This is a genomic window from Amycolatopsis sp. NBC_00355 (genome assembly GCF_036104975.1).
In the GTDB taxonomy this organism is placed as follows: Bacteria; Actinomycetota; Actinomycetes; order Mycobacteriales; family Pseudonocardiaceae; genus Amycolatopsis.
Genome location: NZ_CP107982.1, coordinates 3,780,624 through 3,802,469, shown reverse-complemented (window position 1 = coordinate 3,802,469; position 21,846 = coordinate 3,780,624). Strand labels below are relative to the sequence as shown.

Sequence of the window (21,846 nt, the reverse complement as noted above, 5' to 3'; positions counted from 1 at the left end):
GGATTTCCGCCCTCTCACCCGGAAGAGTGCGGGTCGCGTCCCGTGGACGGCGAAACTGTCGGTGCTGGCCGGTAGCGTCCCGGGCGTGGGGCGAAACGCTGAACTTCCCGGCGGCATGGGCCGGTTCCGGGTCCGGCCGGGGGAGCCGTTGCCGGATGACGCCGGGTGCGGGCTGCTGCATGTCGACATGGATGCTTTTTTCGTGTCCGTCGAGCTGCGGACGCGGCCCGAGCTGGCCGATCGGCCCGTCGTCGTGTCCGGGGGCGGGCCGCGGGCCGTCGTGGCCGCCGCGAACTACCCGGCGCGGAAGTTCGGCGTGCGCTCGGCGATGCCGTTCTCGACCGCGAAACGCCTCTGCCCGCACCTGATCAACATCCCGCCGACCTCGGGGCTCTACGGCGAGGTCTCCCGCGGCGTGATGGGCATCTTCCGCGACCTCACCCCGCTGGTCGAACCCCTGAGCCTCGACGAGGCCTTCCTGGACGTCAGCGGCGCGTTACGCCGCCTCGGCGCGACCCCGGCCCAGCTCGGCGCGCGGATCCGCGAACGCGTGGCCGCCGAACACGGCATCTCCTGCTCGGTCGGCGTGGCGAAGGTCAAGTTCGTCGCGAAGCTCGCCTCCGGCATGGCGAAGCCGGACGGCATGGTCGTCGTGCCCGCCGCGGAGACCCTCGCGTTCCTGCACCCGCTGCCCGTCTCGGCGCTGTGGGGCGTCGGCGCCCGCACCGAGGAGCACCTGCGGCGGCTCGGCCTGGACACCGTCGCCGACGTCGCCGCGTTCCCGCCCGAACGGCTGAAGAAGTCCCTCGGGGTCGCCGCCGGCGAGCACCTCTACCGGCTCGCCCGCGGCATCGACGAACGGGCGGTCGTCACCGAGTCGCCGGACAAGTCGATCGGCGCCGAGCACACCTTCGACGTCGACCGGCACGACCGCGCCGAGCTCGGCCTCGAGCTGCTGCGCCTGGCCGAACGGGTCGGCGCGACCCTGCGCGGGCGGGAAGTGCGCGGCCGGACCGTCTCGATCAAGGTGCGCTTCGCGGACTTCCGGACGATCACCCGCGCCCGCACGCTGGTTTCGGCCACCGACGTCGCCCGCGAGATCCACGCCGTCGCCGTGGCGTTGCTCACCGAGCACGCGCCGACCGGCGCCGTCCGGCTGATCGGCGTCCGGGTCGAAGGGCTCGAAACCGGCGAAGCGGGCGAGCAGCTCGTGTTCGATTCACCGGCGCCGCGCTGGCGCGACGCCGAGGTCGCGGCGGACGTCGCCCGGTCGAAGTTCGGCTCCGCGGCCATCCGGCCGGCCTCACTTCTGGCGCCGCGGGAGCCCTGAACCGGTCACGATCGGCCATCGTGACGGTCCGTCAACCCTCCCCGGACCGGATTTAGCCCAATTCGATCCCTTCTGGATGCGGGATCGGGTAGTCGTCCGGGCGCGGGCCTCGTATCCTGGACAGTGCCACCCCGCCTGGGGTTGGCTGTTGGGTCCAGAACGTTGCGCGGCCCGGCGCCCGCGACAGCTGTGCCGGAGGAGGAAAGATGCCACTCTCCGAGCATGAGCAGCGGCTGCTCGATCAGATCGAGCGCGAGCTCTATGCCGAGGACCCCAAGTTCGCATCCACGGTGCGTGGCACCCGGTTGCGTCGCCCCGCTCGCCGACGGCGTATCCAGGGCATCGCCCTGTTCGTAGTGGGCGTGGCCCTGCTGGTGCTGGGCGTGGTGGTGCCGCAGTTCCGGGTGGCCGACATCCCGCTGATCAGCGTGCTCGGGTTCCTCGTGATGTTCTTCGGGGTCATGTTGGCCGTCACATCGCTTCGGCACGGTGCCGAACCGGACGGCAAGGGCGGTGGAGCAGGCGCACGCGGCGGCAAGCAGCAAGGCCGCCGGAGCTCCTTCACCCAGCGGATGGAGGAGCGCTTCCGCCAGCGCTTCGAAGAGCAGTAGCGCCGCAAGACCACGAGATCCGCGTCCCGCCCGCCCGGTGGGACGCGGATCTTCTTGTGTGCTCACCCACCTCGGACGACCGGCCCGCCCCGGTCCATCACATTGGGTGACAGCGGCCGGCGACCGGAATCGCCAACACGCTGACCGGAACGGCCAACTCGCCGACCGGATTGGCCAGCACGGCCGGGGCTGGGTCGGCGCTCGGCGTGGTGACCGGTCCGGGCGGTGTGTCGGCCGGACCGGTCAATCCCGGAACGGTCAGTCGCGGTTGCGGAAGACCGAGCGTGGGAAGAGGCGGCCCTTCCAGGACAGCGGGGCGTTGCGGTGCAGGCTCCGGCGCAGGTGGTCGAACGCCGTGGGGAGCGTCGGGTCGCCTTCGCCGTCCTGGCCGTACCACGAGCGCTCCACGACGCCGATGACCGTGCGCAGGCCTTCGCGGCCTTCGTCGTCCAGGTGGTGCTTCTTCGCCAGCTTCTGCCCGGCCACCCGGACCGTGTCGCTCGGCGGGATCGGCAGCCCGCGGTCGGCGCACTCCGCCCGCAGCTCCGACCACGCCGCGTCGGCCGCGCCCGGCCGCTGCCCGACGATCTCCTGCAGCCGCCGCCGGCGGCCGACGTCGCGCGCGGCCGACGGGCCGAGCAACGCGGCCAGCAGCAGCACCACGATCAAGCTGAACCACCACGCCAGCAGGGACGACAGCACGCCCAGCACGGCCACCCACAGCACCGTGGTGATCAACGGCAGCCAGTTCGTCAGCACCGCCCCGAGCCCGGTCCGCGCCGGCGTGCTCTCCGGCGCGGCTCCCGGCCGTCTCCGGTAGAGGAGCCCGCCGACGACCACCAGCAGGGTCGCCAGGATCGCGAAGCCGATCAGCACGTACACCAGGACCCACTGCCAGGTGGGCGTGCCCTCGTCGGTCTGCTGCGGGCCCTGGGCCTGCGCGTTCTGGTCCGTGTCGCGGGGCGCGCCGGTGGGCGCGGCGCTCGACTGGACCGTGCTCGGCGCGACCTGCGTGTCGTCGGGCTGGTTGCCGTTCTCGCCGCCGGCCTGCAGGTACGACGGGGTGATGCCGCGGCCGTCGGACAGCGGTGTCGGGTCGAACGTGACCCAGCCCTTGTCGCCGAAGTACGCCTCGACCCACGCGTGGGCGTCCTGGGTGGTGATCGACATGTAGTCGTTGACCGGGACGCCCGGCGTGAAGCCGATCGCCACCCGCGACGGGATGTTCGCCACCCGCAGCATCACGGCCATCGCCGAGGCGAACTGCTCGCAGAAGCCGCGCTTGCCCTTGAGGATGAAGTCCGCGAGCGCGTCGGCGTCGTTGGCCGGCGCCGTCTGCGTGTCGTAGACGAAGCCGTTCTGCGCGGTGAAGTACTGCCAGATCGCGCCGGCCCGGTCGAAGTCGTTGGTCTTGCCCGCGATCAGCTGGTCGGTCTTCGCGCGGACGCGGTCGTCGACCCGGTCGATCTGGGTGTAGCGCGGCGGCAGGTCGTCGACCCGGTCGGTGACCCGCAGCTCCTGCGCCGTCGGCTCCTTCAGCGACGCGTATTCGGTGTAGGACGGCGGGACCTCGCTGCGGGTGGTGAACACCGTGCCGCTGACCTGGTCGTAGAGGTAGCCACTGCCCGCGCCGTCGATCGCGCGCGGCGCGCCGTAGACCGGCAGCCAGTTGTCGCGCCAGCTCGTCGGCTCGACGTCGACCCGCCGGGCCGGGCCGGCGCCGTCGTCACCCGGGGCGGGCGGCAGCTGCGGCGTGATCGGGATGCCCTGCTGCGACCGGCCGTCGTCGTGGATGCCCCAGCCCTTGTTGGGGTAGTAGGTGTCGAGCGTCATCGCGCGCAGCAGCCGCCGGTCGGTGCCGAGGCCCCGGACCTTGAACAGCTCCCGGTTCGAGCCCTGGTCGAGCATGCCGCGCAGCTCGGTGAACGGCTGGATGCCGAACCCGCCGGCCCCCGCGCCGGGGCCGTCGCCGCCGTTGCCGAACGGGATCCGGCCGACCGTGCCGACCCAGGTGATCGCCCCGCCGAAGAGGCCGAGCACGATCGCCGCGGCCACCACCGCGACCGGCGCCGACAGCACGCCCGGCTTGCCGCTGCGCCCGGGCGCCTCGCGGGTCCGCCAGCGCTGGTGGCGGTGGTTGCCGTCGACCGCGAGCAGGCCGGCGAACGCGGCCCCGCCGAGCAGGAACGTCCACCAGGGCAGCATTTCCTCGGACAGCGCGGCCGGCACGGCGTAGACGCAGAGCAGCACGAGCCCGGTCGCGGCGGGCGCCGCGGCGGCCACCGTCAGCGTGTCGACCAGGATGGCGACCAGGCCGACCAGGATCGTCACGAGGCAGAGGATCGGCTGGCTGCCCTCGACCGGTGGCAGCCCGACGCGGATCTGCTCGGCCGCCGCCGAGAGCGTGTTCCCGAGCTCGCCGAACGCGTCCGGGCCCGGGACGACCAGCAGGATCCCGTGCGTGGTGAACGCGCCGGTGATGAGGAAGAGCAGCACCAGCAGCTGGCCGAGGCCGACCAGCACGGTCGGCACCTGCAGCGACCGCAGCGCGAGCCCGGTCGCGCCGATCAGCAGGACGGCGACGAACAGGTAGCCGAACCAGGCCAGGCCGGACACGACGCTCGTCACGGACGTCGCCGCGCAGAGCGTCGCGATCCCGGCGCAGGCCGGGGCGAGCAGGCTGGCGCGCCACGCGGAAAGCGGGTGCTGGGAGGGCGGACGCCGGGGCGGCGTGGCGGACGGGCGCGGCGGGGCGGCGGTGCTCATCGGGTGCCCCCGATCAGGGTGCCGCGGCGGGCCCCCGCCTGGCAGAGCTCGGCCCACACCTGGGGCATCGGCGAGCCGGGCCCGGCGACCACGACGCCCCAGCCGGCGGCGCGCAGCAGCGCGGCCGAGTCCTCGGTGGCGGCGGCCCGCTGCTCGGGCGCGCTCACCCCGGCCGACCAGGTGGGCGTGTCGAGCAGGACGGCGAGGCTGCGGATGCCGCGCGGGCGGAACTGGGTCAGCTCGTGCACGGCTTCGGTGCTGACGGTGCCGAGCACGGCGATCAGCTCCTGGCCGTCGGCCGGGTCGCGGGCCAGCGTGATGTCGCGCTGGTGCGCCGGCTGCAGCGCGGCCAGCGCGTCGAGCACGATGTGGTCGTAGTGGTCGCCGCCGTCGCCGGGGGTGTCGGCGAGCGTGACGCCGTGCTCGCTGACCAGCCGGACGCGGTGCCCGGCGCGGCGCAGGTGCAGCGCGGCCGACGCGGTGAACGACACCGCCCACTCCAGGCTGGCGGCGGGGCCGGAGCCGTGGTGCGCGGCGGCGCGGTTGTCGAGCAGCACCGTGGTCCCGCCGCGCCAGGGCCGTTCCTCGACGCGCACCATGATCTCGTCACGGCGGGCGGTCGAGCGCCAGTGCACCTTCCGCAGGTCGTCGCCCTGGCGGTACTGCCGGACGATGACGTCGGCCTCGCCCTGCCCGGCGTGCAGCCGGACGGTGCCGTCGTCGCCGACGCCGATGCCCGCGCCGCTCGGCAGCCCCCACAGGGCAACCACGCGGGGGACGACGACCAGCCGCGAGTGCCCGATCAGCTCGCGTTCGAACTCGCACAGCCCGAACGGGTCGGTGATCGTCGCGCGCAGCGGCCCGACCTGCTGGATCCCGCGCAGCACCGGCTGCAGCGGGTAGCGCAGCGCGACCCGCCGGTCGTGCGGGAGCCGTTCGACGACGAACCGCGGCCGCGAGCCCAGCGCGTACGGCACGCCGTCCTCGAGGAGGATCTCGCCGGCCGGCAGCCGCCCGCTGCGCCACAGCTCCAGCTGTACTTCGCCGTTCGCGCCGACCGCGACCCGCTGCGGGTGCAGCGCGCGGGTGGCGCCGATCCGCAGCCGGGTCGCCGAGATGAACGCGGCGACCAGCAGCGGCAGGCCCACCACGAAGACGGCGACCCGGAGCAGGTCGCGTTCGTTGAGCACGAACGAGCACACCGCGGCGGCGAGCCCCGCGGCCAGGAGGCAACGGCCGCGGGTGGTCAGGCCGGACAGGGCACGCAGCATGCGGTTCTCTTCACCTTCGCCGTGGGGACTACTGGCGCGGGCCGGTGCCCTGGGGCACCGGGACGCGGTGCAGGACCGCCCGCACGACGTCGGTCGCCGAGCGGCGGGCCGCGTGGGCCTCGGTGGTGAGCATCAGGCGGTGGGCCAGCACCGGGACCGCGACGGTGTGCAGGTCGTCCGGGACGACGTAGTCGCGCCCGGACAGCGCGGCCTGGGCGCGCGCCGCGCGGACCAGGTGCAGCGTCGCGCGCGGGGACGCCCCGAGCCGGATCTCCGGCAGCTGCCGGGTCGTCGCGACGAGGTCGACCGCGTAGCGGCGGACCTCGGGGGCCAGGTGCACGCCGCGGACCGTCTCGATCAGCCGGTGCACGGTCTCGCCGTCGGAAACCGGCTGCAGGTCCTCGATCGGGTTGTGCCCGGCGTGCTCGTCGACCATGGCCAGCTCGGCCTGCTGGTCGGGGTAGCCGATGGAGACCCGCGCGGTGAAGCGGTCGCGCTGGGCTTCGGGCAGCGCGTACGTGCCTTCCATCTCGATCGGGTTCTGCGTCGCGATCACCATGAACGGCTCTTCGAGCTTGTAGGTCGAGGTGTCGACGGTGACCTGGTGCTCTTCCATGCACTCGAGCAGCGCCGACTGCGTCTTCGGCGAGGCGCGGTTGATCTCGTCGCCCACCACGATGTTCGCGAACACCGGGCCGGGGCGGAAGTCGAACTCGCCGGACTGGCGGTTGTAGATGGAGACGCCGGTGACGTCGCTCGGCAGCAGGTCCGGGGTGAACTGGATGCGGCTGACCGTGCAGTCGATGGACCGCGCGAGGGCCTTGGCCAGCGACGTCTTGCCGACGCCGGGCACGTCCTCGACCAGCAGGTGGCCTTCGGCGAGCAGGGTGACCAGGGCGATCCGGATGACGTCGGGTTTGCCGACCAGCACCCGCTCGATGTTGGCGGCGATCCGCCGGGCGACCTCGTGCAGTTCGTCCAGCGACACTCTGCCCGGCCGGGCGTTCGCCCGGCCGTTGCCCGAGGCGTCCGCCGGATAAGGCGTCCGCCCGGATGCCTGCTCGCCCGATCCGGGCGTCGCAGACTGGATTCTCGACGTCACTCGACCTCCTGGTGGCGCATGGCTGGGCGCGGAGTGCGCACAGCCGGGCCGATCGGCCCCCTGGCTGCTGTCCGCGCAGCGACCAGCCTTCCATCCAGTGTGTCAAACCCGGGCGAACCGGAGGGCGGAACCCCGCGAAGCCCCTGAGCCTGACGCCCGCAACGGCGGTCGATGACACTGCGCAAGCAGGGACGATACCCCGATCGGGTGTTCTGTCACCCGATTCTGGGCGCTCCCGCTGACACCCCGCACTGTCGTATGCTGCGATTCGAGGTCGCTCCGTCACTGAGAGGCGTAACCGCTTATGAGCGAGGTCCGGACGCAGCCGCCGTACGACGTGCGCGGGTTCGCGGTCGCGCCCGAACTGGCCACGGACGCCTACGCGAAGCTCGGCCAGCTGCAGGACGTCGTGGGCGAGATGGTCCGCGAGGCCAAGGTGCTCGGCCGGAGCGTGCCGCTGGGCGGCGGGTACGCCGGGGAGATCGGCAAGTTCATGGCCGAGTACGGCATCGGCGGGCAGGGCTCGGCCGTGCAGCAGCTGACCGCGTTCGGCAAGGAGCTCGAGACGCTCAAGCACCGGATCGGCCAGGCGCTGGCGAAGTACCAGCACGCCGACGAGACGGCGGCGGACGGCGTGGACTGCACGGGTGGCTGAGAGCGTGCACAAGAAGTATCTGTGGGTCCCGGCCGTGCTGCTGCTCGCGGCCTGCGGACAGCAACCCGCGCTGCCGGCCGTCGCGGGCAACGCCTCGACCGTGGCCCCTTCGACGTCGCGGCCCCCGGCCGAGCCCGGCACGCTGGCCGCGCTCGACCCGTGCACGCTGCTCTCGCCGGCGGACCGCTCGAGCGCCGGGGTGAGCGTGCTCGGCAAACCCAAGGACATCGCCGGCGCGCGGGCGTGCGACTGGACCGTGCCCGCGAGCTTCGGCGTCACCGTGACCCTCGACGAGCGCACCGGCCTGGCCGACCTCGCGGTCGCGAAGAAGACGGCCACCAAGACGACGGTGGGCGTCCACCCGGCGCTGCGCGTCTCGGACAAGAAGGCCGCCGACGGCACCTGCGCCGTGCTGCTCGGGGTGGGGGACTCCGGCAGCGTCCAGGTCGACGTCAGCAACTCCGGCTTCACCGACACCGCGCTGGCGTGCCGCCGCGCGGGCACGGTGGCCGGGCTGGTCGAACCCAAGCTGCCCTGACCCGACGACCGGAAGGTGCGCTGTGCCCGACGCCGAACCCCCCGTCCCCGCCGCGAGGTACGAGTCCTACAGCCACGAGGCGATGGCCGCCGAGGTCGAGCGGGACAACGACCCGGTCGCCGCGGGGGAGACGGGTGCCCGCTGGGACGGGCTCGCGAAGCGGCTGCACGAGTCGACCGCCGACCTGGCCGCGCTGATCGCCGGCACGCACGAGACCTGGCAGGGGCCGGGCGGTGACGCGGCGCGCGCGTCGCTCGGCCGGGCCGCGCAGTGGCTTTCGCACTCCGCCGCGGTGTCGGCGTCGGTCGGCACCGCCGTCGGCGCGCAGGCCGATGCGGCCGCGCGGGCCCGGGCCGACATGCCGCCGCCGGTGACCTACGACCCGGCGGCGATGATCCGCGACGCCGCCGGCGCGGGCGACATCCTGGTGCTCGCCGGGCTGGCCGACGAGATGGAGGCCCGCCGCGCCGAGGCGGAAGCCGCGCGGCAGAAGGCGATCGACGTCCTCCGGACCCGGGACGCGGCCCTGCACGGTCACGTCCCGGCCGAGACGTTCGCGGCCCCGCCGGCGCTGGGGCAGGCTTGATCCGCGTCTCCGCGTCGGCGTTCGACATCCTCTGGACGGACCTCGGCCACGACCGGCCGCCGGAGCCGCTCAGCGTGCGCAGCGTCGGCGGCACCGACGAGGAGCGCGACGAGGTGCGCAAGGCCGTGTACGAGAACCTCGCCGGGCGCGGGCTCTACGACGGGTCGCGGCTGGAACCCGCGCTGGCACACCGGCTGGAGCTGCTCGCGGCGGGGGAGGTGTTCGTCGCGTGCGAGGCCCTGGCCGACATGACGGCGGAGGTGCCCTTCCGCGCGGTGACGGCGGTCCGCGGCCGCCGCGGCGTGCTGGCCGTCCAGCCGGAGCAGACCATCAGCCTGGACGGCATCCGCGAAAGCGAGCTGTGCACGGCGATCGTCGACGTCCTGCCGGAGCTGACGGCGGGCCCGGGTTACGGCGTCAGCCTCGCCGCGGCCGCGCTCGCCGCCGACGTCGACGACCCGGTGTTCGCCGAGTGCGGCGCGCGGTCGGCGGCGTCGTCGGCCCAGCTGCGGGAAGTACTGGCGATCCAGGCGCGTCCGGTGTACGCGGCGGGCCAGTTCAGCGTCAGCCGCCGGGCCGCGTCGGGCCGGGTCGAGCGCACGGGCGGTTTGACGTGGTTCGACACCGACGTCGGCGCGTACTGCGCGACGAAGACCGCGGGCCGCGGCGGGCAGGACTGGGTGACCGTCACCCCGGTCGACAGCGCCCGCCTCGCGTCCCGCGTCGCCGCCCTGGTGACCCCCGAAGCCTGACCCGGGTGCCCGAAGGGGCACGAACCGTGGCCGGACGGGCAGTCCCCGTGATCCGGGAGCCGGCACGCGTGATCGAAGAGTCAGCACGGGTGATCGGGGGGTCGACACGGCGGCGGACGGCGTGTCGACCCCCCGATCACGTGAGTTGGCGTTCCAGTCACGCGTGCTGACCCTGGGATCACGCCGATCCGGGTTCCGGCACCTCGGTGTGCTGGTCACCCGGGTTCCCCGCTTCGCGCCACCCGCGTCCCCACCCGACCCCACCCGGATCCCCACTGGGCCCCACCCGTGTCCCCACCGAGCCCCACGGAAGGGGGTACTGGTTCTTTCGCGGCCGTTATGCGGACGTTTCGGGGACAGCTGAGGTTGCTTTGGTCCACCACGGCGGGGGATCTTGGCCACGGCGCCCCACACCGCCCCCCACCTGGACCCACCCTGCTGACCTGCACAAACGCGTGACACGACGGAGTGAGACGCGGTTTTGTCGCGTTGACTGTGGTGAAAAGTGGGGTACGGTGGTGGCCAGTGGGGCGGAAGGGAAGCCCCGGAGCCGCAGCCAGTGGTCCGCCACCGGATGCGGTAGGGAGGTGGAGGCCGTGTTCCTCGGCACCCACACCCCGAAGCTGGACGACAAAGGGCGGCTCGCGCTGCCCGCGAAGTTCCGCGACGCCTTGGCCGGCGGGCTGATGCTCACGAAGGGGCAGGACCACTGTCTTTTCGTCTTCCCCCGCGCCGAGTTCGAGCAGATGGCGCGCAAGGTCGCCGAGGCCCCGTTCACGAACGAGGCCGTCCGGGCCTACCAGCGCTACCTGTTCGCCGGGACGGACGAGCAACGCCCTGACGGGCAGGGGCGCATCAGCATCGCGCCCGAGCTCCGCCGCTACGCGGGGCTCAGCAAGGAATGCGTGGTGATCGGGGCGATCACCAGGCTGGAGATCTGGGACGCCGAAGCGTGGCAGGGCTACCTGGAGGAACACGAAGACAGCTACGCGAAGGCTCGAGAGGAAGTACTGCCGGGCGTCTTCTAGGCGCGTGGTCGCGGTGCACCCACGTCGTCGGGGGACGGGGGTACGCCACCGCCCGCGCACCGTGGAGACGCCCACCCGGATGCCGTGAGGCCTCTGTCCGCTCAATGGCCCTGGTGCACCTTCCCCGGTACCAGGTCAGCAGCGGGCGGACAGGGACCTGACGGCATCCGCTGCATTTCCCCCGAGTCGCCCACGGAAAACGGGCACCGAGAAAGGGGGAGGGAACATGACGGCACCCGAGCACGTCCCGGTGCTGCTCGAGCGCATCGTCGAGCTGTTCGCTCCCGTGTTCGCCGACCGCGACGCGACCCTCGTGGACGCGACCGTCGGGCTCGGCGGGCACTCCGACGCCATCCTCGAAGCCTTCCCGCGCCTGCGCCTGGTCGCTCTCGACCGCGACCCCGCCGCGCTGGAGCGCTCCGCCGAACGCCTGGCCCGCCACGGCGATCGCGTCAGCTTCGTGCACACGATCTACGACGAGCTCCCCGAGGCACTGGCCGGGCTGGGACTGTCCCGTGTGGACGGCATCCTGTTCGACCTCGGCGTCTCCTCGATGCAGCTGGACCGCGCCGAGCGCGGGTTCGCCTACTCGAAGGACGCGCCGCTCGACATGCGGATGGACCCGACGACCGGGTTCACCGCCGCCGACGTCCTCAACACCTACACCCCGGGCGAGCTGATCCGGATCCTGCGCGACTACGGCGAAGAGCGGTTCGCGCAGCGGATCGTCCGGTCGGTGGTGAACGCGCGGGAGAAGGAGCCGTTCACGATGAGCGGGCGCCTGGTCGAGCTGCTCTACGACGCCGTCCCGGCCGCGAGCCGCCGCACCGGCGGCCACCCGGCCAAGCGGACGTTCCAGGCGCTGCGGATCGAGGTCAACGGCGAGCTCGAAGTGCTGCGCCGGGCCATGCCCGCCGCGTTGCGCGCGCTCGCCGTCGGCGGCCGGATCGTCGTCGAGTCCTACCAGTCGCTGGAAGACCGGCTGGTCAAGCAGGCCCTGGCCGAACTCGCGAAGTCCCGCACGCCGGAAGGACTTCCCGTGGAGCTGCCGGGGCACGGACCGGAGCTGAAGCTCCTGACCCGAGGGGCCGAAAAGGCCGGCGAAGAGGAGACCGAACACAACCCGCGCGCCGCTTCGGTGCGGTTGCGGGCCGCCGAGAGGATCGGAGAGCCGCGATGACCGCTCCCACGAAGCGCCGGGCCGGCGGGCCCGCGACGCGCAAGCGTGACAGTAGTGTCGCGCGCGGGACCACCGTCGAGGTGGAAACCGAGCCGCAGACCCAGGAACCGGGCCAGGCCGCGCCCCGGCGCGCGTCGCGCGGGCGGACGTCCGCGGCCGAACGCGCCTACGCCCGCCGCGCCCAGCGCGCCGACCTGCTGAAGGAGCGCGAGCCGCGGCCCGCGCCGAAGGCACAGCGGGAGCGGGTGCCGGAGGCGCCGAAACTCAAGCTGAAGCTGCGGCTGCCCAAGTCGCGCGCGTCGTTCGTGCTGCTGATGATGGCGCTGCTGGCCGCCGGCGTGGCGACCACGCTGTGGCTGACCACGCAGGCGATCGCCGACTCCTACCGCCTCGAGCAGCTGCGCACGACGAACTCGAACCTGGCGGAGACCAAGGAACAGCTGCAGCGCGACGTCGCCAAGGCCGAGTCGCCCGCGTCGCTCGCGCCCGCGGCCCAGCAGCTGGGCATGGTGCCCGGCGGCGACCCCGCGCGGATCCTCGTCGGGCCCGATGGGAAGACGTCGCTGGTCGGCGAGCCCAAGAAGGCCAAGGCGGACACCCCGGCGGTGCCGGCCGCGCCGCCGGCCGCCCCCGCCGCGGGCACGCAGTCGCAGCAGGGCGCGCCGATCGAGGGCGACCAGCCCGCGGTGCCGGCCGAAGAGCAGCCAGCACCGCCGCCGGCGCAGCCCGGGGGCCAGTGATGGCGGCGAGCAGAGGGGGCCAGGCCCGGGCGCGCAACGCGGGCAGCGCGCGGCGGACCTACGCGGCCGGGACTCGCAGCGCGGCCGCGAGCCGGGGCAACGGAGGCCACCGCAGCCGGTTCTCCGCGGTGCGCCTGATCCTGGTCGCCGTGCTCGTCGTCGCGGGCGCGAAACTGGTGCAGGTGCAGTGGTTCGAGGCCGGCGAGCTGTCGCTGGCCGCGGAGAAGCAGCGCACCCAGACCATCGACATCCCGGCCCAGCGCGGGTCCATTGTGGACCGCAACGGCGCCAAGCTGGCGTTCAGCGTCGAGGTCCGCACGCTGTCGGTGAACCTCAAGGCGTTCCACAAGAGCATGGACGACCTGGCCGCGAAGACCCCCGCCACGAAGAAGACGTTCGACACCGAGACCGCCGCGGCCGCGAAGTACATCGCCGCGAAGGTCCCGAGCCAGCTCACCGAGCAGCAGCTGCTGGACCTGTTCCACAAGCAGGCGTCCTTCACCTACCTGGAGAACAACGTCGAGCCGTCGGTCGCCGCCGACATCGTCAAGCAGTTCCCCTGGATCGGCGTCGAGAAGCGCGCGCTGCGCGAGTACCCGGGCGGCAGCCTCGCCTCCAACATCGTCGGCGCCGCGAACTGGCGCTCCGACGACCCGGACGTCTCCAAGCACAACCTGCACGGCCTGGTCGGGCTGGAGCTGGTCCGCGACAACGACCTGGCGGGTACGCCGGGGCGGATGCTGGTCAACACCAAGAACGGCAGCGACAACGTCGTCATCCCGGGCACCGAGCGCGACCTGCAGGCCGCCGTCCCGGGGTCGGACCTCGAGCTGACCATCGACTCCGACCTGCAGTACGAGGTGCAGCGGCAGCTGACCGACTACGTCCAGCAGTCGCACGCCAAGGGCGGGCAGGCCGTGGTCATGGACGCGAAGACCGGCGAGGTCTACGCGCTGGCCAACGACAAGTCGTTCGACCCCAACGACCAGTCGACGTGGACGACCGACGACCTGGCCAACCCCGCGGTCACCACGCCGTTCGAACCCGGCTCGGTGAACAAGATCGTCACCGCCACCGGGGCGATCGACTACGGCGTCGCGACGCCGGAGTCGACCATCGCGGTGCCCGGCGCGCTGCAGGTCGCCGACAAGACGGTGCACGACGCCTGGACCCACGGCACGCAGAACTTCACCACCGCGGGCATCTTCGCCAAGTCGTCCAACATCGGCACGCTGCTGCTGGCGCAGAAGATCGGCCCGGACCGCTACTCGGACCTGCTCAAGAAGTTCGGGCTCGGCCAGCGCACCGGCGTCGGCCTGCCCGGCGAGAGCGCGGGCGTGGTGCCGGCGCAGAGCCAGTGGTCGGCGACCACGTTCGGCAACCTGCCGATCGGGCAGGGCCTGTCGATGACCGTGCTGCAGATGGCCGGGATGTACCAGGCGATCGCGAACGACGGCCTGCGCGTCGAGCCGCGGATCGTCAAGGCGAAGGTGAACCCGGACGGCACCACCGTGCCCGAACCGGCGCCGCGGACGACGCAGGTGGTGCCCGCGCCGACGGCGAAGACGGTGCGCGACATGATGCGCGCGGTCGCGCAGAACGGCAAGGGCCTGCAGAAGGGCACGGCGCCGACGGCGGCGGTCGAGGGCTACCAGATCTCCGGCAAGACGGGCACCGGCCAGCAGGTCGACCCGCGGACGAAGGCCTACAGCGACCACCTCTACAACATCACCTTCGCCGGCATCCTGCCCGCCGACCACCCGCGGTTCGTCGTCGGCATCCGGCTGGACGCGCCGGACACCACGCTGCCGGTGGGCCACTCCGCCGCGCCGCTGTTCCACACGATCGCGTCGTACCTGACGCAGCGGTTCCAGATCCCGCTGTCCGACGGCCCGGCGCCGGAGGTCCCGCTCATCCAACCGTGAGCAGACCGTGAGCCGAACCACGAGCACAGTCCGTGAAAGCCCCCTCACTCCGGTGAGGGGGCTTTTCCGTGCTCACCGTCCACTTCGGCCGAACGCGGCGGGGAAAGCCTTGCGCCGCAAGAGGGTCTGCCGGCGCGTTTAGCACATGTGCCGGGCGCGCACGCAATCGCCGTACCGCGTGAGGGCCCCCGAACCGGCCGCCGGTAGCCTCTTGGCCGTGTCCGTGTCCTCGTCCAGTTCCCCGGTGCCGGAAAGCCCGGTGAAAGCGGTCCCCGCACCGCCGCGCCCGGCGCGCATCGTCCCGGTCCCGCTGGCGACGCTGCTCGCCAGGGCGGACGCCCGCCTGATCGCCGACTCGCCCGACGCCGCCGACCTCACGGTCACCGGCGCCACCCTGCGGGCCCAGCACGTGCTGCCCGGCGACCTGTTCGCCGCGCTGCCCGGCGCCCGCGCGCACGGCGCCGACTTCAGCGACCAGGCCGTCGCCGCCGGGGCCGTCGCGGTCCTCACCGACGCCGCGGGCGCCGAGCGCCCCGCGTTGCGCGACGCCGGCGTCCCGATCCTGGTGCACGCCGACCCGCGCGCCGCCCTCGGCGAGATCGCCGCCTGGATCTACGGCGAGCCGTCGCTGCGGCTGTCCGTGCTCGGCGTCACCGGCACCTCCGGCAAGACCACGACGTCCTACCTGGTCGACGCCGGGCTCGAGGCCGCGGGGCTGACCACCGGCATGATCGGCACGGTCGAGACCCGGATCGCCGGCGAACGGCTGGTCAGCGGGTTCACCACGCCGGAGGCCCCGGACCTGCAGGCGCTGCTCGCGGTGATGCTGGAGCGCGGCGTGACGCATGTGGCGATGGAGGTCTCCAGCCACGCGCTCGCGCTCGGCCGGGCCAACGGCACCCGGTTCACCGTCGGCGCGTTCACCAACCTCTCCCAGGACCACCTGGACTTCCACAAGGACATGCAGGAGTACTTCGCCGCGAAGGCGCTGCTGTTCGACGGCCGCTCGACCACCGAGGTCGTCGTGGTCGACAGCGCGTGGGGGCAGGCGCTGCTCACGCCGCAGACGATCACCGTCACCACGGACCCGGGGACCGAGGCCGTCTGGAAGGCCACCGACCTGGAGGCCACCCCGCACGGCGAGCAGACGTTCACCCTGCACGGCCCGGACGGCGTGTCCGCGCCCGCCCGGATCCCGCTGCCGGGTGAGTTCAACGTCGCCAACGCCGTGCTCGCCGCGGCGATCCTGAGCACCGCCGGGGTGAGCCTGGAGCACATCGTCGCCGGGCTCGCGCGGGTGCAGGTGCCGGGCCGGATGGAGCGCGTCCACGTCGGCCAGGAGTTCACCGCCGTCGTCGACTACGCCCACAAGCCCGCCGCCGTCGCGCAGGGCCTCGACGCGCTGCGCGCCCGCACCGACGGCCGGATCATCACCGTGCTCGGCTGCGGCGGCGACCGGGACACCGCGAAGCGCCCGATGATGGGCGAGGCGGCGGCCCGCCGCAGCGACGTCCTGATCGTCACCGACGACAACCCTCGCTCCGAGGACCCCGCCGCCATCCGCGCGGCGATGCTGGCCGGCGCCCGCGGGGTCGGCCCGGCCGAGGGCGGGGAGATCGTCGAGATCGGCGACCGCCGTGAGGCCATCGCGCGCGCCGTCGCGCTCGCCGGGCCGGGCGACATCGTTTTCCTCGCCGGCAAGGGGCACGAGACCGGCCAGGAGGCCGGCGGCGTCGTGCACCCGTTCTCCGACCGCGACGAGCTGGCCGCGGCCATCCGCAACAAACTCGAGGTGAGTGTGTGATCGTGCTCAGCCTGGCCGAGATCGCCGACGTCGTCGGCGGCCGGCTGCACCGCGCCGACCCGGGCGCGCAGGTGACCGGCAGCGTGGAGTTCGACACCCGGCAGCTCGTCCCCGGCGGCCTGTTCGTCGCGCTGCCGGGGGAGAAGGTCGACGGCCACGACTTCGCGGCGAAGGCCGTCGAGTCCGGTGCCGTCGCCGTGCTGGCCGCCCGGGAGGTCGACGCGCCCGCGATCGTCGTGCCTCCACTGGGGGAGGGGGAGGCCCACGAGCGGTCGGTCGCGCTGACCGGCGACCAGGACGGCTCCGGCGCGGCGGTGCTGGGCGCGCTCGCGAAGCTCGCCCGCCACGTCGTGCAGCGCCTGGCCGAGGGGAACCTGACCGTCGTCGGCGTCACCGGCTCGTCGGGCAAGACGTCCACGAAGGACGTCATCGCGCAGCTGCTCGAGCCGCTCGGCCCGACGGTCGCGCCACCCGGGTCGTTCAACAACGAGCTGGGTCACCCGTGGACCGCGCTGCGGGCCGACGCGCAGACCCGGCACCTGGTGCTGGAGCTGTCCGCGCGCGGGCCGGGCCACATCGCCCACCTCGCCGAAATCGCCCCGCCGAAGATCGGCGTGGTGCTCAACGTCGGCACCGCGCACGTCGGCGAGTTCGGCTCCCGCGAAGGCATCGCGAAGACCAAGGGCGAGCTGGTCGAGGCGCTGCCCGAGGACGGCGTCGCGATCCTCAACCTCGACGACCCGCTGGTCGCGGCCATGGCGAGCCGGACGAAGGCCCGTGTGGTGTTCGTCGGCGAGACCGCGTCCGCCCAGGTCCGCGCCGAGGGCATCACCCTCGACGACCAGGCCCGCGCGTCCTTCCGGCTGGTCACCCCGGCCGGCGACGCCGACGTCACGCTGCCGCTGCACGGCGAGCACCACGTCGGCAACGCGCTGTCCGCCGCGGCGGTCGCCCTCGAGCTGGGCTCGACCCCGGCCGAGATCGCCACGCGGCTGTCGTCGCTCGAACGGCGCTCCGCGCGGCGCATGGAGGTCGTCACCCGCGCCGACGGCGTCACGATCCTCAACGACTCCTTCAACGCCAACCCCGAGTCGATGCGGGCCGGCCTGAAGGCCCTGGCGGCGATGACGCGCGAGACCGGCCGCCGGTCCTGGGCCGTGCTCGGCGTGATGGGCGAGCTCGGCGCGGACGCCGTCACGGCGCACGACGAGATCGGCCGGCTGGTCGTGCGGCTCAACATCGCCAAGCTCGTCGTGATCGGCCCCGAGGCCGCGGCCATGCACCAGGGAGCCACCCAGGAGGGTTCCTGGGGCGAGGAAGCGATCCTGGTACCCGACGTCGGCGCCGCCGCCGCCCTGCTGCATGATCAGCTCCGTCCCGGGGACGTGGTGCTGGTCAAGGCCTCCAAAGCCGCCGGTCTCTGGCGTGTCGCCGAAGCCCTGCTCGAACCCCGGGAAACCGACAATTCCGAAACACGCTCGAACGGTGGTGACGCGTGATCAGCATCCTGATCGCGGCCGCTGCGGGCCTGCTGGTCTCCATCATGCTCACGCCCTACCTCATCCGGGTCTTCTCCCGGCAGGGCTTCGGGCAGGAGATCCGCGAGGAAGGCCCCCAGGGACACAAGTCCAAGCGCGGTACCCCGACCATGGGCGGTGTCGCGATCATCGTCGCGATGGTCGTCGGGTACTTCGCCGCGCACCTGATCAACTGGATGTTCAACTCCCGCAGCGGCGCGCCGACGGTCTCCGGGCTGCTCGTGCTGATGCTCGCGGTGGGCCTGGGCATCGTCGGGTTCCTCGACGACTTCATCAAGATCCGCAAGCAGCGCAACCTCGGGCTGAACAAGACCGCGAAGCTGGTCGGCCAGCTGGTGGTCACCATCGCGTTCGCGGTGCTGGCGCTGAACTTCCCGAACGAGCAGGGCATCACGCCGGCGTCGGAGAGCCTCTCCTACGCCCGTGACCTCGCGCTGATCACGTTCCCGTCGATCATCTTCGTGATCTTCTGCTACATCGTGATCTCCGGCTGGTCGAACGCGGTGAACTTCACCGACGGCCTCGACGGCCTGGCCGGCGGCGCGGCGGCGATGGTGCTGGCCACCTACGTGGTCATCTCGTTCTGGCAGGAGCGGCTGTCCTGCGCGAACGGCCCGGCCCAATCCTGTTACTACGTCCGGGATCCACTGGACCTGGCGGTGGTGGCCGCCGCGGCGGCCGGCGCGTGTGTCGGGTTCCTCTGGTGGAACGCGGCCCCGGCGAAGATCTTCATGGGCGACACCGGCTCGCTGGCCTTGGGCGGCCTGGTCGCCGGGCTGTCGATGACCACCCGCACCGAGCTGCTCGCCATCGTCATCGGCGGTCTGTTCATGGTCGAGATGATCTCGGTCGTCGCGCAGATCGCGGTGTTCCGGACCACCCGGCGACGGCTGTTCCGGATGGCCCCGTTCCACCACCACTTCGAACTCGCCGGGTGGGCCGAAACCACGGTGATCATCCGGTTCTGGCTGTTGTCGGCGATCTGCTGCATGTTCGGCCTCGGCCTGTTCTACTCCGAGCAGCTCGGAGGCTGACGTGGAGATCGACGGTCGTCACGTCCTGGTCGCGGGTGCCGGTGTGACCGGCAAGTCGATCGTTCCCGTGCTGGTCGAGCTGGGCGCGCGCGTCACCGTCACCGACGGCAACGCCGAGCGCCTCGCCGAGCTCGAAGGCCTGGGCGCCGAGCTGGTGCCCGGGCTGACCGAGCCGCCGGCCGACGTCGTCCTCGTCGTCACCAGCCCCGGCTGGCGCCCGACGTCGCCGCTGCTGGTGGCCGCGGCCGAGGCGGGCGTCGAGGTGATCGGCGACGTCGAGCTGGCCTGGCGGGTCGGGCAGCTGCGCGAGCACCCGCCGTCGTGGCTGGTCATCACCGGCACCAACGGCAAGACGACCACCGCGGGCATGCTCGAGTCGATCCTGCGGGCCGCCGGTGCGCACGCCGTGGCCTGCGGGAACATCGGCTACGCGGCCCTCGACGCGGTCCAGGCCGGTTACACGGTGCTGGCCGTGGAGCTGTCGAGCTTCCAGCTGCACTGGTCCTCGACCCTCTCCCCGGACGCCGCCGTGGTGCTGAACCTCGCCGAGGACCACATCGACTGGCACGGCTCGATGGACTCCTACGGCGCCGCCAAGGGCCGCGCGTACGCCCACGCCAAGGTCGTGGTGCACAACGCCGACGACGAGTGGTCGAAGCGGATCGCCGACGAGCACGCGCCGGAGAGCGCCCGCCGTGTCGCGTTCCGGCTGGACACGCCGTTCGCCGGCGAACTCGGGCTGGTCGAGGACCTGCTGGTCGATCGCGCCTTCACCGCCGACCCGGCGGTCAGCGCCGAGGAGCTGGCCACGATCGCCGACGTCCGCCCGGCCGGCCCGCACAACGTCTCGAACGCGCTGGCCGCGGCCGCGCTGGCCCGCGCCCACGGCGTCACGCCGGAAGCCGTGCTGAAGGGCCTGCGCGAGTACCAGCCGGCGCCGCACCGGGCCGTCGAGGTCGCCGAGGTCGCCGGCATCCGGTACGTCAACGATTCGAAGGCGACCAACCCGCACGCCGCCGCCGGGTCGCTGCGCGCGCACGAGAGCATCGTGTGGATCGCCGGGGGCCAGCTCAAGGGCGCCTCGGTGGACGAACTGGTGAGCAGCATCGCAGGCCGGCTGCGCGGAGTTGTGCTACTCGGGGTGGATTCACCCGTGATCGCCGCCGCGGTTGCGCGACACGCGCCGGATGTCCCGGTGAACAGCCTCCGTCCGGGTGACCATGAACCCATGACTGCGGCGGTGAGTGCGGCCAGCGCGATGGCCCGGCCAGGTGACGTGGTGCTGCTCGCACCCGCCGCGGCGTCGTTGGACATGTTCCGCAATTACGGCGAGCGCGGCGACGCGTTCGCCGCCGCGGTGCGCGTCCTCCACGACGACGCAGCGGGGGCGCCGAGTGACGGTAGTTGAGCCGGACAAGAAGCGGCAGCCACCGCCGAAGCGGCCGCGCCGGGAGCGCAAGGAGAGCGGCTTCGTCGCGTTCCGGACCGCGCTGACCGCGTGGCTCTCGCGCCCGCTGGCGTCCTTCCACCTCGTGCTCGCCCTCACCGGCGTGCTCACCGTGATCGGCATCGTCATGGTGCTTTCGGCGTCGTCGGTCGGCTCGTACGACCCGAAGACCGGCAGCGGCGTGTACGCGCTGTTCACCAAGCACCTGGTCTTCGTCGCGCTCGGCGGCGTCGTGTTCTGGGTGGGCATGCGGGTCAAGCTGGAGCGGATCCGGCGGATGTCGGCCACCGCCACGGTCGCCTGCCTCGGCCTGCTGGTCCTGGTGCTGACCCCGCTGGGTTCGACCGTGAACGGCTCGCAGGGCTGGTTCCGGATCGGCGACTTCACCTTCCAGCCGGTCGAGGCCGCGAAGGTCGCGCTCGCGTTCTGGGGCGCGCACATCCTGGTGATCAAGTACAACGTGATCCACCAGTGGCGGCACCTGCTGGTGCCCGTGGTGCCGATCGCCCTGCTGATGTTCGCCCTGGTCATGCTGCAGCCCGACTTGGGCGGCACGGTCACTCTCGCCGTGGTGCTGCTGGCCCTGCTGTGGTTCGCCGGCGCGCCGAAACGGCTGTTCGGCGTCATCCTCGCGGGCGGCCTCGCCGGCGTCCTCGTGCTGGCGCTGATCGCGCCCTACCGCCTCGCGCGCGTCATGTCGTTCCTCTCGCCGGACCCCGACACCAGCGCCGCCGGGTTCCAGGCCAACCAGGCCAAGCTCGCGCTCGCCGACGGCGGGTTCCTCGGCAAGGGGCTCGGCCAGGGCGCGTCCAACTGGGGTTACCTGCCGAACGTGCAGAACGACTTCATCTTCGCCCTGATCGGCGAGGAGCTCGGGCTGGTCGGCTGCGTCGTCGTGCTCGCCCTGTTCGGCGGGGTCGCCGTCGTGGGCCTGCGGATCGCCACCCGCAACATCGACCCGTGGATCCGGATCGTCTCCGGCACGCTGACCGTGTTCCTCGTGGCGCAGGCCGGCATCAACATCGGCTACGTCGTCGGCCTGCTGCCGGTCACCGGCGTCACGCTGCCGCTGATCTCCTACGGCGGCACCTCGCTGGTGATCACCATGCTCATCATGGGCGTGCTCGCGAACGCCGCCCGGCACGAACCGGAGGCGGTGGCCGCGCTGCGGACACAGGGGCCGGGTAAATTCGGACGTCTGCTGCGGCTGCCCGCGCCCGACCCGTACCGCCCGCCCGCCACGCGCAAGGGGGCGGCGCGCGCCGGGGCGAAGGCGGCCAGGCCCGCGCCCCGTGCGGCGCGGCCCGCCCCGGCGCAGGAACGGCGCAAGTCGGTCCGCGAGCCGGTGCGCCGCAGCGCGGCACGGACGAGCACGGCCACGTCTCGCGGGGCCGCGCGGACAACAGCGAGCCGTGGTACCCGGAGTACCGCGAACCGGAGAGGTCATTGGTGAGTAAGCCCGTCAAGGGAACCGAGCGAGCCGTCGCTGGTACCAATCCGGCCGAAAGTAGGCGGACACGGTCAGGAGCTGACCCGCTC

General features: G+C 72.8%; 18 protein-coding genes. 15 read left to right on the top strand and 3 right to left on the bottom strand.

Going from position 1 to position 21,846, the window contains the following annotated elements:
- Nucleotides 1–115: 115 nt before the first annotated feature.
- Complete coding sequence (dinB, locus tag OHS18_RS16425; RefSeq protein ID WP_328618533.1) at nucleotides 116–1,330, top strand: DNA polymerase IV; 1,215 nt, start codon at nucleotides 116–118, stop codon at nucleotides 1,328–1,330.
- Between the two features lie 206 nt (nucleotides 1,331–1,536).
- Nucleotides 1,537–1,941 (top strand): DUF3040 domain-containing protein, encoded by a 405-nt coding sequence (locus tag OHS18_RS16420; RefSeq protein ID WP_328451663.1) that lies wholly within the window; start codon nucleotides 1,537–1,539, stop codon nucleotides 1,939–1,941.
- A 258-nt stretch (nucleotides 1,942–2,199) separates the two neighbouring features.
- On the opposite strand, the gene OHS18_RS16415 is transcribed toward OHS18_RS16420, so the two are convergent.
- From OHS18_RS16415 to OHS18_RS16405, 3 genes are read right to left on the bottom strand one after another with little or no spacing between them, the layout of a single operon-like run.
- The gene (locus OHS18_RS16415) at nucleotides 2,200–4,707 is read right to left on the bottom strand and encodes a transglutaminase family protein (protein WP_328451665.1); all 2,508 of its coding nucleotides are present in this window, start codon (nucleotides 4,705–4,707) and stop codon (nucleotides 2,200–2,202) included.
- Nucleotides 4,704–5,978, bottom strand: coding sequence for a DUF58 domain-containing protein (locus OHS18_RS16410; protein ID WP_328617631.1), 1,275 nt, complete (start codon nucleotides 5,976–5,978; stop codon nucleotides 4,704–4,706). The genes OHS18_RS16415 and OHS18_RS16410 overlap by 4 nt, the downstream gene beginning before the upstream one ends.
- 28 nt (nucleotides 5,979–6,006) lie before the next feature.
- Nucleotides 6,007–7,080 (bottom strand): AAA family ATPase, encoded by a 1,074-nt coding sequence (locus tag OHS18_RS16405; RefSeq protein ID WP_328451669.1) that lies wholly within the window; start codon nucleotides 7,078–7,080, stop codon nucleotides 6,007–6,009.
- 304 nt (nucleotides 7,081–7,384) lie between these two features.
- On the opposite strand from OHS18_RS16405, the gene OHS18_RS16400 reads away from it, so the two are divergent.
- The 13 genes from OHS18_RS16400 (at nucleotide 7,385) to ftsW (ending at nucleotide 21,760) form a co-directional block, all read left to right on the top strand.
- On the top strand, nucleotides 7,385–7,735 hold the full coding sequence (locus tag OHS18_RS16400) for a hypothetical protein (RefSeq protein ID WP_328451671.1): 351 nt from the start codon (nucleotides 7,385–7,387) through the stop codon (nucleotides 7,733–7,735).
- A complete protein-coding gene (locus OHS18_RS16395; RefSeq protein WP_328617630.1) occupies nucleotides 7,728–8,273 on the top strand; it encodes a DUF3558 domain-containing protein in 546 nt (181 codons plus the stop codon). Before OHS18_RS16400 ends, OHS18_RS16395 begins: the two co-directional genes overlap by 8 nt.
- 82 nt (nucleotides 8,274–8,355) lie before the next feature.
- On the top strand, nucleotides 8,356–8,859 hold the full coding sequence (locus tag OHS18_RS16390) for a PPE domain-containing protein (protein ID WP_328458856.1): 504 nt from the start codon (nucleotides 8,356–8,358) through the stop codon (nucleotides 8,857–8,859).
- The gene (locus tag OHS18_RS16385; protein WP_328617629.1) at nucleotides 8,856–9,611 is read left to right on the top strand and encodes an ESX secretion-associated protein EspG; all 756 of its coding nucleotides are present in this window, start codon (nucleotides 8,856–8,858) and stop codon (nucleotides 9,609–9,611) included. Before OHS18_RS16390 ends, OHS18_RS16385 begins: the two co-directional genes overlap by 4 nt.
- 596 nt (nucleotides 9,612–10,207) lie before the next feature.
- Nucleotides 10,208–10,639 carry a division/cell wall cluster transcriptional repressor MraZ gene (mraZ, locus tag OHS18_RS16380; RefSeq protein ID WP_247054593.1) on the top strand — a complete coding sequence of 144 codons (432 nt, stop codon included), beginning with the start codon at nucleotides 10,208–10,210 and terminating at the stop codon, nucleotides 10,637–10,639.
- A gap of 226 nt (nucleotides 10,640–10,865) precedes the next feature.
- The gene (rsmH, locus tag OHS18_RS16375; protein WP_328617628.1) at nucleotides 10,866–11,819 is read left to right on the top strand and encodes a 16S rRNA (cytosine(1402)-N(4))-methyltransferase RsmH; all 954 of its coding nucleotides are present in this window, start codon (nucleotides 10,866–10,868) and stop codon (nucleotides 11,817–11,819) included.
- Nucleotides 11,816–12,559 (top strand): hypothetical protein, encoded by a 744-nt coding sequence (locus OHS18_RS16370; protein ID WP_328451680.1) that lies wholly within the window; start codon nucleotides 11,816–11,818, stop codon nucleotides 12,557–12,559. The genes rsmH and OHS18_RS16370 overlap by 4 nt, the downstream gene beginning before the upstream one ends.
- Complete coding sequence (locus tag OHS18_RS16365) at nucleotides 12,559–14,484, top strand: peptidoglycan D,D-transpeptidase FtsI family protein (protein WP_328451682.1); 1,926 nt, start codon at nucleotides 12,559–12,561, stop codon at nucleotides 14,482–14,484. Before OHS18_RS16370 ends, OHS18_RS16365 begins: the two co-directional genes overlap by 1 nt.
- A gap of 259 nt (nucleotides 14,485–14,743) precedes the next feature.
- The gene (locus OHS18_RS16360; protein ID WP_328458857.1) at nucleotides 14,744–16,288 is read left to right on the top strand and encodes a UDP-N-acetylmuramoyl-L-alanyl-D-glutamate--2,6-diaminopimelate ligase; all 1,545 of its coding nucleotides are present in this window, start codon (nucleotides 14,744–14,746) and stop codon (nucleotides 16,286–16,288) included.
- Entirely contained in the window at nucleotides 16,285–17,787 is a 1,503-nt protein-coding gene (locus OHS18_RS16355) for a UDP-N-acetylmuramoyl-tripeptide--D-alanyl-D-alanine ligase (protein ID WP_328617627.1), read from the top strand. The genes OHS18_RS16360 and OHS18_RS16355 overlap by 4 nt, the downstream gene beginning before the upstream one ends.
- The gene (gene mraY / locus OHS18_RS16350; RefSeq protein ID WP_328451686.1) at nucleotides 17,784–18,860 is read left to right on the top strand and encodes a phospho-N-acetylmuramoyl-pentapeptide-transferase; all 1,077 of its coding nucleotides are present in this window, start codon (nucleotides 17,784–17,786) and stop codon (nucleotides 18,858–18,860) included. The genes OHS18_RS16355 and mraY overlap by 4 nt, the downstream gene beginning before the upstream one ends.
- Nucleotide 18,861: 1 nt before the next feature.
- Nucleotides 18,862–20,268, top strand: coding sequence for a UDP-N-acetylmuramoyl-L-alanine--D-glutamate ligase (gene murD, locus OHS18_RS16345; protein ID WP_328617626.1), 1,407 nt, complete (start codon nucleotides 18,862–18,864; stop codon nucleotides 20,266–20,268).
- A complete protein-coding gene (gene ftsW / locus OHS18_RS16340) occupies nucleotides 20,255–21,760 on the top strand; it encodes a putative lipid II flippase FtsW (protein ID WP_328451690.1) in 1,506 nt (501 codons plus the stop codon). Before murD ends, ftsW begins: the two co-directional genes overlap by 14 nt.
- Nucleotides 21,761–21,846: the final 86 nt, after the last annotated feature.

What these genes read in the sequence shown, in the direction of transcription:
- dinB (WP_328618533.1), top strand. Translation starts at nt 116, where the DNA reads ATGGGCCGGTTCCGGGTCCGGCCGGGGGAGCCGTTGCCGGATGACGCC.
- OHS18_RS16420 (WP_328451663.1), top strand. Translation starts at nt 1,537, where the DNA reads ATGCCACTCTCCGAGCATGAGCAGCGGCTGCTCGATCAGATCGAGCGC.
- OHS18_RS16415 (WP_328451665.1), bottom strand. Translation starts at nt 4,707, where the DNA reads ATGAGCACCGCCGCCCCGCCGCGCCCGTCCGCCACGCCGCCCCGGCGT.
- OHS18_RS16410 (WP_328617631.1), bottom strand. Translation starts at nt 5,978, where the DNA reads ATGCTGCGTGCCCTGTCCGGCCTGACCACCCGCGGCCGTTGCCTCCTG.
- OHS18_RS16400 (WP_328451671.1), top strand. Translation starts at nt 7,385, where the DNA reads ATGAGCGAGGTCCGGACGCAGCCGCCGTACGACGTGCGCGGGTTCGCG.
- OHS18_RS16390 (WP_328458856.1), top strand. Translation starts at nt 8,356, where the DNA reads ATGGCCGCCGAGGTCGAGCGGGACAACGACCCGGTCGCCGCGGGGGAG.
- rsmH (WP_328617628.1), top strand. Translation starts at nt 10,866, where the DNA reads ATGACGGCACCCGAGCACGTCCCGGTGCTGCTCGAGCGCATCGTCGAG.
- OHS18_RS16370 (WP_328451680.1), top strand. Translation starts at nt 11,816, where the DNA reads ATGACCGCTCCCACGAAGCGCCGGGCCGGCGGGCCCGCGACGCGCAAG.
- OHS18_RS16365 (WP_328451682.1), top strand. Translation starts at nt 12,559, where the DNA reads ATGGCGGCGAGCAGAGGGGGCCAGGCCCGGGCGCGCAACGCGGGCAGC.